Annotated in this window: 11 protein-coding genes and 1 pseudogene; 5 read left to right on the forward strand and 7 right to left on the reverse strand. The window is 73.6% G+C overall.

Annotation, left to right across the window (positions count from 1 at the left end; genetic code table 11):
- Window positions 1-26: 26 nt before the first annotated feature.
- The 4 genes from IE225_RS16015 to IE225_RS16030 all read right to left on the reverse strand — a co-directional run bounded on the left by IE225_RS16015 (window position 27) and on the right by IE225_RS16030 (window position 4614).
- Window positions 27-1055, reverse strand: a complete 1029-nt coding sequence (locus IE225_RS16015) for a methyltransferase (protein ID WP_190058188.1) — start codon at window positions 1053-1055, stop codon at window positions 27-29.
- A 40-nt stretch (window positions 1056-1095) separates the two neighbouring features.
- A complete protein-coding gene (locus IE225_RS16020; protein WP_190058189.1) occupies window positions 1096-2157 on the reverse strand; it encodes a right-handed parallel beta-helix repeat-containing protein in 1062 nt (353 codons plus the stop codon).
- A gap of 280 nt (window positions 2158-2437) precedes the next feature.
- A complete protein-coding gene (locus tag IE225_RS16025) occupies window positions 2438-3250 on the reverse strand; it encodes a LysR family substrate-binding domain-containing protein (protein WP_190058190.1) in 813 nt (270 codons plus the stop codon).
- 200 nt (window positions 3251-3450) lie between these two features.
- Window positions 3451-4614 (reverse strand): cellulose-binding domain-containing protein, encoded by a 1164-nt coding sequence (locus IE225_RS16030; RefSeq protein WP_190058191.1) that lies wholly within the window; start codon window positions 4612-4614, stop codon window positions 3451-3453.
- A 232-nt stretch (window positions 4615-4846) separates the two neighbouring features.
- On the opposite strand from IE225_RS16030, the gene IE225_RS16035 reads away from it, so the two are divergent.
- The 3 genes from IE225_RS16035 (at window position 4847) to IE225_RS16045 (ending at window position 8701) form a co-directional block, all read left to right on the forward strand.
- Complete coding sequence (locus IE225_RS16035; protein WP_190058192.1) at window positions 4847-5095, forward strand: hypothetical protein; 249 nt, start codon at window positions 4847-4849, stop codon at window positions 5093-5095.
- Window positions 5096-5598: 503 nt separating this feature from the next.
- Window positions 5599-7989 (forward strand): ATP-binding cassette domain-containing protein, encoded by a 2391-nt coding sequence (locus IE225_RS16040; RefSeq protein ID WP_190058193.1) that lies wholly within the window; start codon window positions 5599-5601, stop codon window positions 7987-7989.
- Window positions 7990-8290: 301 nt separating this feature from the next.
- Entirely contained in the window at window positions 8291-8701 is a 411-nt protein-coding gene (locus IE225_RS16045) for a four-helix bundle copper-binding protein (RefSeq protein ID WP_190058194.1), read from the forward strand.
- A 129-nt stretch (window positions 8702-8830) separates the two neighbouring features.
- Here the strand turns inward: IE225_RS16045 and IE225_RS16050 are convergent, their stop codons facing one another.
- Window positions 8831-11023 carry an MMPL family transporter gene (locus tag IE225_RS16050; RefSeq protein ID WP_190058195.1) on the reverse strand — a complete coding sequence of 731 codons (2193 nt, stop codon included), beginning with the start codon at window positions 11021-11023 and terminating at the stop codon, window positions 8831-8833.
- A gap of 394 nt (window positions 11024-11417) precedes the next feature.
- Between IE225_RS16050 and IE225_RS16055 the strand changes: the two genes are divergently transcribed.
- Both IE225_RS16055 and IE225_RS16060 read left to right on the forward strand, forming a co-directional pair.
- Window positions 11418-11771, forward strand: a complete 354-nt coding sequence (locus IE225_RS16055) for a YciI family protein (protein ID WP_190058255.1) — start codon at window positions 11418-11420, stop codon at window positions 11769-11771.
- A pseudogene (locus tag IE225_RS16060) lies at window positions 11768-12954 on the forward strand (RNA polymerase sigma factor). Before IE225_RS16055 ends, IE225_RS16060 begins: the two are co-directional and overlap by 4 nt.
- Before the next feature lie 61 nt (window positions 12955-13015).
- Here IE225_RS16060 and IE225_RS16065 read toward each other — a convergent pair.
- Together IE225_RS16065 and IE225_RS16070 are read right to left on the reverse strand one after the other, a co-directional pair.
- Window positions 13016-13723 (reverse strand): class F sortase, encoded by a 708-nt coding sequence (locus IE225_RS16065; protein WP_190058196.1) that lies wholly within the window; start codon window positions 13721-13723, stop codon window positions 13016-13018.
- A 176-nt stretch (window positions 13724-13899) separates the two neighbouring features.
- Complete coding sequence (locus IE225_RS16070; protein WP_190058197.1) at window positions 13900-14445, reverse strand: hypothetical protein; 546 nt, start codon at window positions 14443-14445, stop codon at window positions 13900-13902.
- Window positions 14446-14847 lie beyond the last annotated feature (402 nt).

Below are 14847 nucleotides of genomic sequence, written 5' to 3' on the forward strand. Positions count from 1 at the left end.
GCCACGTCGTCGGACGGCGCCCCGGATCACCCGGGGACGGTGCAGTCGAACGCGTGCAGGTAGGGGTTGACCGGACGGATGGCGTCGATGACCAGGCCCGCGGCGGTCAGCCGCTCCACCATGCTGTCGGTGGTGTGCTTGGCCCCGCCGACGTTCAGCAGCAGCAGCAGGTCCATGGCCGTGCTGAACCGCATCGACGGCGTGTCGTCCACCAGGTTCTCGATGACCACGACCCGGGTGCCCGGACCGCCCGCCGCGATGACGTTGCGCAGGCACCGGGCGGTGCTGTCGTCGTCCCACTCCAGGATGTTCTTGATGACGTAGACGTCCGCCTTCACCGGGACGGTCTCGCGGCAGTCGGCGGGCACGATCCGCACCCGGTCGGCGAGCGCGCCGCCCTCCCGCAGCCGCGGGTCGGCGTTGTCCACGACCCGCGGCAGGTCCAGCAGGGTGCCGCGCATCGCCGGGTACTTCTCCAGCAGACTTGCCACCACGTGCCCCTGGCCGCCGCCGATGTCGGCCACCGAGGAGGCCCCCGACAGATCGAGGAGGTCGGCGACGTCCTGCGCGGACTGCCGGCTGGAGGTCGTCATGGCCCGGTTGAAGACGTCCGCCGACTCGGGCGCGTCCTCGTTGAGGTAGGTGAAGAACTCCTTGCCGTACAAGTCCTGCACCACGTTGCGCCCGGTGCGCACCGCCTCGTCCAGCAGCGGCCAGGCGTCCCAGGTCCACGGCTCGGTGCACCACAGGGTGATGGCGCGCAGGCTGTGCGGGTCGTCCTCGCGCAGCAGCCGGGACAGGTCGGTGTGCGCGAACGCGCCGTCCTCCCGCTCGGCGAAGACGCCGTAGCAGGACAGGGCGCGCAGCAGCCGCCGCAGCGGCTTCGGCTCGGCCTTCACCGCCGCCGCGAGGTCCTCGGCGGACATCGGCGTGTCACCGAGCGCGTCGGCGACCCCGAGGCGGGCGGCGGCGCGCAGGGCGGCGGCGCACGCCGCGCCGAACGCGAGCTCCCGCAGCCGCATGGAGGGCGGAGGGGCAGAGGGAACGGTCGTCATGTGCCGCCATCCTTCCTTTCCGGCCTTTCCGGCCGCGGCCTCAGCACAGCCCGGCGGGCCGGGAGGTCCGGCAGGAGTTGGCCTCGAAGGTGTTGTTCCGGCGGGTCTCCTCCTGGTTGACCAGGTCCGCCGGGGAGTTGCCGCGCAGCGCGTTGCCGGTGACCCGGTTCCGCTCACTGGCGGCCCCCACGAAGCTCTTGAACAGCACGATGCCGCCCGACAGCGGGGACCTGCCGGTGTTGCCGGTGACGGTGTTGCCGGCCACCAGGGTGTTCTCGGTACCGGTCAGGACGATGCCGGAGCCCTGGAGGAAGGGCAGCCGGGCAGTCTTCGGGCAGTACTTGTTGTTCGAGGTGACGATGTTGTCGCGGACGCTCAGCGCACCGGCCCGCGGCTTGTTCTCGTCGCCGACGACGAACACGCCCGCGCAGTTGCCGCTGACGGTGTTGCGGGTGACGGCGAGGTTGCGCAGGCGCCGCACGGTGACGCCGATCCGGTTGCCCTCCAGGCGGTTGCCCTCGACCAGCGTGCCGGCGGTGTCGGTGGCGCCCTGCTCGGTGGTGATCGTGTTGGCGAGGAACAGGCCCGCGTCGCCGTTGTCCCGGGCGGTGTTCTGCCGCAGCCGCGTGCGCACCGAGCGCTCCTCGGCGATGCCCCACAGCCCGTTCCGGACGGCGGTCACCTTCCGCACCGTCAGCCGGTCGGTGTCCGTGGCGAACAGGCCGGCGCGCGAGAAGCCGGTCACCTTCAGGCCGGTGACGGTGACGTTCCGCACGGGGTGGTTCTCCGTGCCCACCAGGCAGATGCCGCTGCCGTGCGGCGCGCAGTTGTCCGAGGCCTTCTGCGTGCCGGGCCGGATCACGGTGGCCGATCCCGCGCCGCGCAGCGTCAGCCCGGACGTGGTCACCTTGACGCTCTCGTGGTATGTCCCGGCGGTCACCAGCACGGTGTCCCCCGGCTTCGCGGCGTTCACCGCCTTCTGGATCGACTGTCCCGAGCGCACGACGTGCAGCGTCGGCATGTTCATCGGCGCCGCGGCGCCGACAGCGGTCGCCGCGAGAACCGCGGCGGATGCCACACAGGCGAAATGACGTTTCATCATACGTGCACGGTAAGCGGGCATACCGGACATTCCGGCGGGATCGGCCATCCGGCGGCGTGTCACGGGAGCCGGCGGCCGGAGCGCCGCGGCTCACCGGGTCCGGCCCGCGTGTTCTCCCTCCCCTCGGCGGTCGGCCCTCAGGCGGTCCGGGTGCCGCCCGGCCGCCCGGTAGCGGGGAGCCAGAAAGGACCCGGCCGCCCGCGGCGCGCACCGGAGCCGCTTCCCTGCCCGTCGCGATCCGGAGTTCCCCCCCAACCGGGGCGGGTGCACCCGCGCGGCGCTACGAGCGGCGGCGCGGTCGAGCCCGCCCGGCGCCGCGGCCCCGCCCGGACCCTCCGGCACCGCGGCCCCGGCCGGAACCCGCGGCACCGCCGCGCTGCCTCCCGCCCGCGCCCCGGCCGGCCCGTCCCGCCGCGGCCCCGCGCGCGGCGGAGGCGGCGTCCGGCCGCTTCTCCTGCGCCTGCGTCTGCGCCTGGGGCCTCGGGCGCCCCCGGGTGCTGTTCACGGTCCGCCCGCGGACGATCCCGATGAACTCCTCCACCAGATCCGTGGTCGCCTCCTGCGGCCAGGCCAGGGCGACGTCGGACTGCGGGGCGTCCACGACCGGCCGGTAGGTGAGGTCGCGGCGGTGGTGCAGCCGGGCCAGCGACTGCGGCACGACCAGGACACCGATGCCGGCGGCCACGAGCTCCACGGCGTCGGCCGTCGTGGCCGGCCGCTCGAAGGCGGGCTCCCCGGGCGGCCGGTCCCAGCCGAGGACGTCGTCCAGGGGATGCAGCACGGTCTCGTCGGCCAGGTCCTCGAGCCGCACCTCGTCGGCCACGGTCAGCAGGTGGTCCTTGGGCACCACCACGACCGTCGTCTCGGTGTACAGGGGGATGGCGCTGAAGAACGTGCGGTCCACCGGCAGCCGTACGAGGCCCGCGTCGGCCCCGCTCGCGCGCAGCACGTCGCACACGTCGGCGGCCGGTGCGGGGACGAGGGTCAGGGGTACGTCGGGCAGCCGCTCGCCCCACACCCGTACCCACTTGGCGGGGATCACCCCGGGCACGTAGGCGAGACGGAAGGAGACGGAAGCGTCCGAGCCGGTCACCGCGCCAGAGTACCGGGCGCCGCCGCGCCGGCCGCTTCCGGGCCCGCCCGCCACCGGGTGCCGTGGACGTGTGCGACCGGGCGCCGTGGACGTGTGCGCCCGGCGCGTCGCCGCGGGCTTCGGGTGCCGGCTGCCGGACGGCACCCGAAGCCCGCCCGTCCGTCACCGGCACCGTCCCGTGCGCCGGGGCGGCCGCGGCGTCAGCAGCCGATCGGGGAGGAGCCGACGGCGACGTCGTCGAACCACAGGGTGTCGTCGCCGGTCGCGTAGCTCTCCCAGCCCAGCCGCAGGGCGGTCGGCCGGGGCGCAGTGGTGCGGGAGAGCCACTGCTGGTCGACGTCCTGCGTCGGCACGCCGTCGGCGTGCAGGCCCGGCACTTGCTCGTCACCGAGCCAGGTGTCGAGACGGGGAGCCGAGGTGTCGATCGCGAACCGCAGGCACTGCCAGCCGCCCGTCGGCAGCGGCCTGCTCAGCGCCACCCCCGCCGGGCTCTGCGCGGGCAGCGTGGCGTCGTCGCTCTCCCGGTTCCACTGCAGCGCGCCGTTCTGGCCGCCGATCCGCAGCGCCCGGCCGCCCTGCGAGGCGTCCGGCATCGACACGAAGGCGACGTGCGAGGCCGGCAGCGCGGTGGTGTGCCGCACCCACAGGCGGACGTACAGCACCGGGCCGACCGACGACAGGTCCGAGGTGTTCGCCACGAAGGCGTGGTTGCAGTAGCCGGCCCGCCCGTCGACGCGCAGCGACTTCGTGCCGCTGTGCGCGACCGCCGTGTCGACGGCGACCGTGCCCGTGCCCTGGCAGTCGGGTGCGGTGAACCGCCAGTCGCCGCTCGGCGCCGGGCCGCTCTGGTTCTCGAAGCCGGCGCAGATCACGGCGTTGCCGCAGCTCGCGGGCGGGGGAGTGGTGGGCGGGGTGCCGGGCGGCGTGGTCGGGGGCGGGGTGGTGTCGCCGCCGCAGGAGACGCCGTTGAGGGCGAAGTCGGTGGGTGCCGGGTCGGCCGACTGCCAGGTGCCCTGCACGCCGAAGTCGGCGCTGCCGCCGTCGGCCAGCGCGCCGTTCCAGTCCGTGTTGACGGCGGTGACCGTGTGGCCGGTCTGGGTGACGGTCGCGTTCCACGCGGAGGTGACGTGCTGGTCGCCGCCGTACGTCCACGTCAGCCGCCAGCCGCTGAGGGCGGGGCCGAGGTTGGTGACCCGCACCTGGGCGGTGTAGCCGCCGGTCCACTCGTTGACGGTGTAGTCGACCCGGCACCCGGCCGCCGCACCGTGGGCGGGCATCGCGACGAGGAGCGACAGGGCGAGCGCGACGGTGGCGACGACGGCGGTCCAGAGTCTGCGCGATAAGCGCGGGGGAACGGTGGGCATGTGCGCCTCCTGTGGGGGGTGGGGGTGGTGGGGAGCGTGGAAGACGGGAATGGGAGCGCTCCCACTCATGACACCGACATGACGGCGTACTGTCAATGCGGCGGTCGCGAACGCCCGCTCGGACCCGCGGGCACCGCGCCCTCGGCGCCGGGGCCGCCGGACCGGCCGGTTGACTCCCGCCCGCCCTGGGCACCCGGAGCCCGCAAACCGGACCCGACCGAAAGGCCGAGACGTGATCGAGGAAAGCCACGTACGGGAGCTGCTGAAGTCCCGGGACGACGACGCGGCGCTGATCCTTCTGGAGGGCGGCGCACGGGTGGTCGAGTCGGCCGCGCGCACCCAGGACCACCACGCGGGGGCGCCGGTGCTCATCACCAAGGCCGAACTCGTCGACCGGCTGGGCACCCCGACGCCGGCGGACCACGACGTGCGCACCCTCGCGCGGGCCCTCGACGACGCGGTCGGGAAACTCGGCGCCTGACCACGGGCCACCCGGCGGCCCGGCCTGCCGGTTGACCGGGCGGACCGCGGGCATCGGCCCGCTCCGCAGCCTTTCCTCTCGCCCCGCAGGCTTCGTCCCGTAGGTCTTCCCGGGCCTGCCGCCGCGCGCCCGCCCGGCCAACTGGCGGGTCGGCGGGCCCGGTTCGCCTCACGAGCGGTCCGGTTCTCCTTCTTCTCTCCTTCTTCCTCCTGCGCGCTGAGCGCCGTCCGCGACCACGGCCCGCCCGTGAAACGGGCCGTCGGTACGGGCCGTCCGTGACATGGTGAGCGAGGCCGGTCAGTAATCGAGAAGCGCGGCCCCCCGAGCCGCGGCTAGCGTGACTGCTCCGGCGCCCCGGCCGGGCCTGCCGCGCGCCCGGGGTTCGCGGCCTCCGCGGGCCGGGGCGGGGCGGCACGGCGGCGGACGCCGCGGGCCGGCCGGACACAGCGAGGCGAGGCGGGCGGGGAGCGCGCGGGCGGCCCCGCCCGGGGAATGGAGACACGATGAGCATGGCCACGAGGACGGACACGCGGTCGTCCGCGCCGCACGTTGCCGACAGCCATGACCTGATCCGCGTGCTCGGCGCGCGCGAGAACAACCTCAAGGACGTCAGCGTCGAGATCCCCAAGCGCCGGCTGACGGTGTTCACCGGTGTCTCCGGATCCGGCAAGAGCTCGCTGGTGTTCGACACGATCGCCGCGGAGTCGCAGCGGCTGATCAACGAGACGTACAGCGCCTTCGTGCAGGGCTTCATGCCGGCCCTGGCCCGGCCCGAGGTCGACGTGCTGGAAGGGCTGACGACCGCGATCGTCGTCGACCAGCAGCGGATGGGCGCCGACCCCCGCTCCACCGTCGGCACCGCCACCGACGCCAACGCCATGCTGCGCATCCTCTTCAGCCGGCTCGGACAGCCGCACATCGGCTCGCCGAAGGCGTTCTCCTTCAACGTCGCCTCCATCAGCGGAGCGGGCGCGGTCACCTTCGAGCGCGGCGGGAAGACCGTGAAGGAGCGGCGCGACTTCAGCATCACCGGCGGCATGTGCCCGCGCTGCGAGGGCACGGGCCGGGTCTCCGACATCGACCTGTCCCAGCTGTACGACGACTCCAAGTCGCTCAACGAGGGCGCGCTCACGATCCCCGGCTACAGCAGGGACGGCTGGTACGGCCGGATCTTCACCGGCTGCGGCTTCTTCGACCCGGACAAGCCGATCCGCGCGTACACGGAGGCCGAACTCCACGACCTGCTGTACAAGGAACCGACCAAGATCAAGGTGGACGGCATCAACCTGACGTACGAGGGCCTGATCCCCCGGCTCAGGAAGTCGATGCTGTCCAAGGACCGGGAGGCGCTGCAACCGCACGTCCGGGCGTTCGTGGACCGGGCGGTCACCTTCACCGTCTGCCCCGGCTGCGACGGCACCCGGCTCACCGAGGCGGCCAGATCGTCGAAGATCAGGGGCATCAGCATCGCCGACGCCTGCGCGATGCAGATCAGCGACCTGGCCGCCTGGGTGCGCGACCTGGACGAGCCGTCGGTGGCGCCGCTGCTGGCCAAGCTGCGGCACACCCTCGACTCGTTCGTGGAGATCGGCCTCGGCTACCTCTCGCTCGACCGGCCGTCGGGCACGCTGTCCGGCGGCGAGGCGCAGCGCGTCAAGATGGTCCGCCACCTCGGCTCCCCCCTCACCGACGTCACCTACGTCTTCGACGAGCCGACCACGGGCCTGCACCCCCACGACATCCAGCGGATGAACGAACTGCTGCTGCGGCTGCGGGACAAGGGCAACACGGTGCTCGTCGTGGAGCACGAGCCCGAGACCATCGCGATCGCCGACCACGTCGTCGACCTCGGCCCCGGCGCCGGCACGGCCGGCGGCACCGTCTGCTACGAGGGCACCGTCGAGGGGCTGCGGGCCGCCGGCACCCTCACCGGCCGTCACCTTAACGACCGGGCCCGCCTGAAGGAGACGGTGCGCAAGCCCACCGGGACGCTGCCGATCCGCGGCGCGACGGCGCACAATCTGCGCAACGTCGACGTCGACATCCCGCTCGGCGTGCTGGTCGTCGTCACCGGCGTCGCCGGCTCCGGCAAGAGCTCGCTGGTGCACGGCTCGATCCCAGCCGGGGCGGGGGTGGTGTCCGTCGACCAGACCCCGATCCGCGGCTCCAGGCGGAGCAACCCGGCGACGTACACCGGCCTGCTCGACCCGATCCGCAAGGCGTTCGCGAAGGCCAACGGCGTCAAGCCGGCGCTGTTCAGCCCCAACTCCGAGGGCGCCTGCCCCACGTGCAACGGCGCCGGCGTCGTCTACACCGACCTGGCGATGATGGCCGGCGTCGCCACCACCTGCGAGGAGTGCGAGGGCAGGCGGTTCCAGGCATCGGTGCTGGAGTACCGCCTCGGCGGCCGCGACATCGGCGAGGTGCTCGCGATGCCGGTGACCGAGGCCGAGGAGTTCTTCGGCGCCGGCGAGGCGCGCACGCCGGCGGCCCAGCGGATCCTGCGGCGGCTGGCCGACGTCGGGCTCGGCTACCTCACCCTCGGCCAGCCGCTCACCACACTCTCCGGCGGCGAGCGGCAGCGGCTCAAGCTGGCCACCCACATGGCGGAGAAGGGCGGCGTCTACGTCCTGGACGAGCCGACCACCGGCCTCCACCTCGCCGACGTCGAGCAGTTGCTCGGCCTGCTGGACCGGCTCGTCGACTCCGGCAAGTCGGTCATCGTCGTCGAGCACCACCAGGCGGTCATGGCGCACGCCGACTGGATCATCGACCTCGGTCCCGGCGCCGGCCACGACGGCGGCCGGATCGTCTTCGAGGGCACCCCCGCCGACCTCGTCGCCGCCCGCTCCACCCTCACCGGCCGGCACCTCGCGGAGTACGTCGGCGCCTGACGCCACGCCCGCCCCCGGGCTCCGGACGCCGCGGAAGGCCGCGACGCCGCCGACCGGCACCGGCACCGGAACCGGCAGCGGCATCGCGGCCCTTCGCACCCGGCCGGCCCCGGTGCGGCACGCCGGGCGGGCCGCGAGGAGGAGCGACCGCCGGGCCCCGGCCATCAGAGACGGTGTCCGCCCGCGGGCCGGCCGAGGCCGTTTGCCCCGGCCGTACCTGGTGAGTCGGCACGTGCGGAGGCGACCGGCCCCGACCGGCCCGGTGTGCCGCCTCCGGCGACCGACCAAGGGAGACACCACCATGACCAGCAGCGTCAGGGACATGCTCGCCACCTACCCGGCCGACCTCGGCGCCGTCGACCGCGACCGGCTCACCCGCTGCATCGAGGAGTGCGCCGCCTGCGCCCAGGCGTGTACGGCGTGCGCGGACGCCTGCCTGTCGGAAGGGATGGTCGGCGAGCTCACCAAGTGCATCCGCACCGACATGGACTGCGCCGACATCTGCAACGCCACCGCCGCCGTCCTGTCCCGCCACACCGGCTACGACGTCCACGTCACCCGCGCGATCCTCCAGGCGTGCGCCACGGCGTGCGGGGTGTGCGGCGACGAGTGCGCCTCCCACGCCGACCGGCACGACCACTGCCGCCTGTGCGCCGAGGCCTGCCGTTCGTGCGAGCGGGCGTGCGGCGACCTCCTCGCAGCCCTCGGCTGACCCCGCGCGGCACTGCCCGGCCCAAGGAGGGGCACGGGAGCGGAGGACCGACGGTGCGGTCCCCTCCACCCACGGGCGGGCTCCCGTGCCGGCCCGTGCCGGTCAGTGCCGCCGGGGTGTGCCGTGCGGCTAGCCGCGGTGTCCCGACGGGCCGGGCGCGAGGTCGTCCCGCTCCTCACCCGTGGCGGGCCCGGAGCCGGGGGACGCGGCGGCCGCGCCGGCCGGTGCGCCCTCCGCCCGGTCGCCGTGTCCGGGCCACCACGCCGCGTGGCCGATCAGCGCGGTCAGGCTCGGGGTGAAGAACATCGCCATGACGAAGGCCGCGATCACGATGCCGAAGGAGACGGCGAAACCCATCTCCGTCAGCAGCGAGTTGCCCGCCAGCATCATCGTGGCGAACGTCGCCGCCAGGATGAAGCCCGCCGCGGCCACGGTCGGCCCGGCGTGCCGCAGCGCCATGCCGGCCGCCTCGCGCGGCTCGCGGCCCTCGCGGGCCTCCTCGCGCAGCCGGGCGATCATGAGGATGTTGTAGTCGGTGCCGATGGCGACCACGAACAGGTACATGATCACCGGGAGCATGAACATCAGGCCCGAGTGTCCCTGCCCCTCCTGGAAGATCCAGACGGTGGCGCCGAGGGTGGCGCCGAAGCCGAGACCCACGGAGGCGATCAGGTACCAGGGGGCGACCACGCTGCGCAGCAGCAGCCCCAGGATGACCATGATCAGGGCGGCGGCGACGGGGAAGACCGTCCGGTAGTCGTGGCTGACCGCCGTGTCGATGTCCTTGTAGATCGAGGACAGGCCGCCGACGAGGGCCTTGGTGCCGTCGGGGGCGGCGGCGTGCGCGATGTCGCGCACCTCGCCGACCGTGTCGATCGCCTTGTCCGTCGACGCCTCGTACTTGAGCGTCACGGTGAAGTCGGCGGTGGTGCCGTCCTTGCTCACCTGCGTCATGCGGGCGCCGGCGACCCCGTCCACGGCACCGAGTTTCCTCGCGTACGCGTCGAAGGCGGACCGGTCCAGCGGCCTGCCGTCGGTGCTGGACAGGTAGACGTCGGTGGGCGCGGCGGCACCCGCCGAGTACGCCTTCTGCATCTCGTCCTGGACGACCATGGACTCCTTGGTCTTGGGCATGGAGCCCGAGGCCAGGTCGAACGTGGCGTTGTAGCCGAACATGCCGAGCGACAGCGCGACCAGGACCAGGCCGGACACGGCGGCGACCAGCGCCGGCCGGCGGCGCACACCGCGGCCGAGGGCGGCGAACCGGGCGTTGTCCGGCTCCCGCTGCCAGGACTTGGAGGGCCAGAAGACCTTCGGCCCGATGAGCGAGACCACGGCCGGGATCAGGGTCAGACCCGCGACCAGGGTGGCGGCGACCGCGATGGCGAGCGCCGGGCCCATCTGCTTGAGGAAGCCGAGCGTGGAGAGCACCAGCGCGAGGAAGGCGATGATGACCGCTCCGGCGGCCGACGCGATGGCCTCGCCCACCCGGCCGACCGCGTTGACCATGGCCTGCTTGGCCTCGTCCCCGGCGCGCAGGCACTCGCGGTAGCGGAACATCAGGAACAGGAAGTAGTCGGTGCCCACGCCGAAGAGCACGACGATCAGGATCGACGAGATGGAACTGTTGGCCTGCAGGCCGAACAGTTGCGTGGCGTAGGCGATCAGCCCGTTGGCGACGGCGGCCACCAGGCCGATCAGGACCAGGGGCAGCACGGCCAGGATCGGCGCCCGGAAGATGATCAGCAGTGTCACCAGGATGATGACGAAGGTGCCGATGCCGATCAGCGCGTCGCCGCGCTGGGACGAGTCCTGCTGGTCGAGGGCCTGGGCGGCGGAGCCGCCGAGCTTGACGTCGAGGTGCGTGCCGCGGGCCAGTTTCTTGACGTCCTCGCGCAGCACCTTGGCCGCGTCGGCCTGTTTGGGCTGGCCGGCGTTCTTGCTGTCCATCTGGACCAGGGTCAGGGCGTACCTGCCGTCCTGGGACGGCGGGCCGGGGACGACCTTCTGCACCTGGTCGATGTGCTTCTCGCCCAGCTCGGCGGTGATCCGGGCGACGTCCTTGCGGTCGGCGGCGGTCAGCCGGCCGCCGTCGGTGCGCCGGTACAGCGCGATCGCGGACGGGGTGAAGGCGCTGGGGAACGCCTTCTGCTGAAGCTGTGCCGCCTTGATGGATTCGTAACTCTTGGGCAGGAAACTGCTCTCGTCGCTGTTCGAGGGCAGGCTCGGCGCGGTGGCGACGATGGCCACCGCCGCGATCAGCCATGCCACGATCGTCCAGACGGGATGTCGGACGACAGCGTTCCCCATGCGTCGGAACATGCGGAGGGGTCCTCCTGGATAGGAAGATCACCGCAGCCCGGGGAGCGGACCCTGGCATTGGCGACCCCGACCGGCACCCACCGTCGGGCCGGTCGAATGGTTGTTAGGGCTCTGATCATAGTGCCCCCGGTCCGTGGTGATCACGGCGGAGGCCCGCTGCGGCTGCCACCTGCCTGTCGACCAACTCCCCCAGTGCGTAAGCGTGTTGCTGTCCCATTGTGGTGCCGCGCCGCACGGGGAGGCGACCGCTTTTGCCGCTGCGTGGCCGACCGCACCGCAGCCCCCGGCCCGGCCGGCCGGAAAAGTCCCGCGGCCGGGTGGGACCGGGTGTCGACAGGGAGGTGTGCTGTTCGTGTAGGAGGTGACAGGAACCCGCGAGGCCGAGGAGACCGCCATGAAGTACTACCTGCTGAGCGTGGTGCAGCCGGTCGGGGAGCCGCCCGCCCCCGAGGTGCTCGAGGAGATCGGCGGAAAACTGGACGCCTTCCACCGGGAACTCCGCGAGGCCGGCGCCTGGGTGTTCGCCGGAGGACTGCACGGCCCGGAGTCCGCCACGGTGCTGCGGCCCCGCGGCAAGGACGTGCTCGTCACCGACGGCCCGTACGCCGAGGGCAAGGAGGTGCTGGGCGGCATCTGCCTCATCAAGGCACCCGACCTGGACGCCGCCCTCACCTGGGGCCGCAAGGCGGCCCTGGCGACGACCCTGCCCGTCGAGGTACGGCCCTTCCTGGGCGAAGCGGACGGATGACCGCCGACGTCGAGGCCGTCTTCCGCGCGGAGTACGGCCGCGCGGTCGCCGTCCTGGTCCGCCTCCTCGGCGGCATCGACCTCGCCGAGGAGGCGGTCCAGGACGCCTTCGCCACCGCCGTGCGGCGCCGGCCGGAGACCGGCGTGCCGCCCAGTCCGGCCGGCTGGATCATCACCACCGCGCGGAACCGGGCGATCGACCGGCTGCGCCGCGAGTCGGCCCGCCGGGCCCGGCACGCCGAGGCCGCCCTGCTCCACGCCCCCGACCCGCCGCCCGAGGAGGGCCCCGTGCAGGACGACCGGCTCCGCCTCATCTTCACCTGCTGCCATCCCGCCCTGGCGCTCCCGGCGCGCGTCGCCCTGACCCTGCGGCTGCTCGGCGGGCTCGGCACGGACCGGATCGCCCGCGCCTTCCTGGTGCCCGAGCCGACGATGGCCCAGCGGCTGGTGCGGGCCAAGGCGAGGATCCGCGACGCGGGCATCCCGTACCGGGTGCCGTGCGACGCGGACCTGCCCGACCGGCTCACCGGTGTGCCGGCCGTCGTCTACCTGATCTTCAATCAGGGATACGAGGGGTCCCCGGAGCTGTGCGCGGAGACCGTCCGCCTCGGCCGCCTCCTGACCGAACTCATGCCGGACGAGCCCGAGGCCACCGGCCTGCTCGCGCTGATGCTCCTCGTCGAGTCCCGCCGGGCGGCCCGGGAGGACGACCGGGGCGAGCTGGTGCCGCTGCCCGAGCAGGACCGGACCCGCTGGAACGGCGACCTCGTCGCCGAGGGGCAAACACTCGTCCGCCGCTGCCTGCGCCGCAACCGGCCGGGCCGTACCAGATCCAGGCCGCCATCCAGGCCGTCCACAGCGACGCGCCCACCGCGGACGCCACGGACCGGCGCCAGATCCGGCAGCTGTACGACCAGCTCATGGCCGTGGCCCCGAGCCCGGTCGTGGCCCTGAACCGGGCCGTCGCCGTGGCCGGGACGGAGGGCCCGCGGCAGGCCCTCGACCTCGTCGACGCCCTCCGCCTCGACGGCCACCGGGTCTTCCACGCCGTCCGGGCCGACCTGCTGCGGCGCCTGGGGCGCGACGCGGAGGCCGTACGGGCCTACGACGCCGCCCTCGCGCTCACCGAGAATCCGGCCGAACGCGCGTTCCTGACGAGGCGTCGGTCGGCGCTCGCCCGCTGAGCGCCGCGCCCCGCCCGTCCCGCGCACCCGGCCTGCTCCGCACGGGCGGGGCGGCATGCCCTCAGGCGCGCCGGACGGTGTCCAGGTGGGCGAAGACGACGACGTTCTCCGTGTAGTCGCGCACGCTCCTGTCGTAGGTCCCCCCGCAGGTGATCAGGCGCAGCTGCGGCGACCGGGCGTCGGCGTAGACCCGTTCGTCGGGGAAGTCGGACTTGCTGAAGCTCTCGACGGAGTCGACCCGGAACACGGCCACGTTCCCGTCCGCGCGGGTGATCTCCACGGTGCTTCCGGGCTTCAGCAAGCGGAGGTACACGAACACGGCGGGACCCGTCCTGGTGTCGACGTGCCCGGCGACGATCGCGGTGCCGCGTTCGCCCGGTGTGGCCGCGTCGCGGTACCAGCCGACCAGGTTGCGGTCGTCCGGCGGGGGAGCCTCGAGCTGCCCCTTGCCGTTCAGGGACAGCGGGACGAACGGCGCGTCCACCGCGATCGCCGGGATGGTCAGGCGCCGCGGTGCGGACCGGGGGAGCGACGGGCCGGTGTCGGTGGGCGAGACGGAGGGCGCGGGAGTGGAGGCTCCCACGGCGGAGGCCCCGGCCGCGGGGGAGCGGCCGGGCGACTCGGTCCGCTCCGCCGGCGCGAAGGCGTTCCACACCAGGAGCAGGCCGAGACCGGCGGCGACGAGGGGCCAGCGCAGGACTTTGCCGCCGTGGCCGGGCGCGGACGAGGAGGGGTGCGCGGTCGTGTCGGGGGACTCCTGGGCGGTCATGGGGGTGCCCTTCTCCGAGGCTCCTGGAGGTGAGGTCGAGGTGCGGGTGCGGAATCGGGTACGGGCGGACGGCTGCCGGCAGCCGTCCGCGGGGCCCGGGAACGGGCAGTGCCGCGCCCGCCGCCTTGGGAGGAAGGGGCGGGCGCGGCACTGCTTCCACGGGCCGGATCTGCCGGTCAGGCCGCGGCGGCGGCCTTCGAGCGGCGCAGCCGGAACGCCATCGCGCCGGCGCCACCGAGCAGCAGCAGGGAACCGGCCGCCAGGGTGCCGCCCGACTGGGCGAGACCGCCGCCGCCGGTGTGGACACCGCCGTGCGGCTTGTCCTTCTTCCAGCCCTCGTCCCTGCCGGACTTCTCCCAGCCGGACTCCTGCTGGTCGTCCCGGTGGGACTTCTCCCAGCCGGACTCCTCGTGGTCGCCCTTGCCGGAGTCGGGGTCCCAGTCACCGGTCCGGGTCAGGGCGAGACCACCGCTGCCGGTGCGGACTCCGCCGTGCGGCTTGTCCTTCCTCCAGTCCTCGTCCTTGTGGGACTTCTCCCAGCCGGACTCCTCGTGGTCGCCCTTGCCGGACTTGTCGTGCCCGGAGTCGTGGCTGCGGCTGGGCGAGGACGACGACGTGTCGCCATGCGAGTCCCCCGCGACGGCGGCATGGGCCAGCGGAGCGGGAAGAACCAGTATCGTGGTGAAAACGGCCGAGGTAAGCAGAGCACGAGCAGAACGCATGAAGGTTGTTCCCTTCGCCGCTACTGCGCCGGCTGACCGGTCGTCTGCCAGGGGAAGCGCAGTGGCTTGTGATTCACAGTGGGGGATCTCGCCACCGCGCGCCGCGTGAGGAGAGCGTTCGGACGACACGGTGCTCTCTTCGGGTGGCCCGGCCCGGTTTCCCGGCCCCGCCCGCACCGTGTCCGGGCCCTTGCCGGCCCGGTGACCCGCGGTCGCCGCTCTCGCACGGGTCGCGCAGGATGCCGTCAAAGGTGTGCGGCAGGGGTGTCGTGGTCGCGGCGTCGGCGATCCCCGCGGCGGTGGTGGCGGTGACGGGGAGAGGCGTCGCCGATGTGCCGGTGACGGTGAGGCGAGGCGAACGGTCGGGCGCCCCGGCCGGCCACCGGGAAGGGCAGGTGGCCG

It is taken from the genome of Streptomyces echinoruber (assembly GCF_014651135.1).
GTDB classification, from domain to species: domain Bacteria; phylum Actinomycetota; class Actinomycetes; order Streptomycetales; family Streptomycetaceae; genus Streptomyces; species Streptomyces echinoruber.

Bases quoted from the DNA above. Each gene is read 5' to 3' on its own strand.
- IE225_RS16015 (WP_190058188.1), bottom strand. From the start codon at position 1,055: ATGACGACCGTTCCCTCTGCCCCTCCGCCCTCCATGCGGCTGCGGGAG.
- IE225_RS16020 (WP_190058189.1), bottom strand. From the start codon at position 2,157: ATGATGAAACGTCATTTCGCCTGTGTGGCATCCGCCGCGGTTCTCGCG.
- IE225_RS16030 (WP_190058191.1), bottom strand. From the start codon at position 4,614: ATGCCCACCGTTCCCCCGCGCTTATCGCGCAGACTCTGGACCGCCGTC.
- IE225_RS16040 (WP_190058193.1), top strand. From the start codon at position 5,599: ATGAGCATGGCCACGAGGACGGACACGCGGTCGTCCGCGCCGCACGTT.
- IE225_RS16045 (WP_190058194.1), top strand. From the start codon at position 8,291: ATGACCAGCAGCGTCAGGGACATGCTCGCCACCTACCCGGCCGACCTC.
- IE225_RS16050 (WP_190058195.1), bottom strand. From the start codon at position 11,023: ATGTTCCGACGCATGGGGAACGCTGTCGTCCGACATCCCGTCTGGACG.
- IE225_RS16055 (WP_190058255.1), top strand. From the start codon at position 11,418: ATGAAGTACTACCTGCTGAGCGTGGTGCAGCCGGTCGGGGAGCCGCCC.
- IE225_RS16065 (WP_190058196.1), bottom strand. From the start codon at position 13,723: ATGACCGCCCAGGAGTCCCCCGACACGACCGCGCACCCCTCCTCGTCC.
- IE225_RS16070 (WP_190058197.1), bottom strand. From the start codon at position 14,445: ATGCGTTCTGCTCGTGCTCTGCTTACCTCGGCCGTTTTCACCACGATA.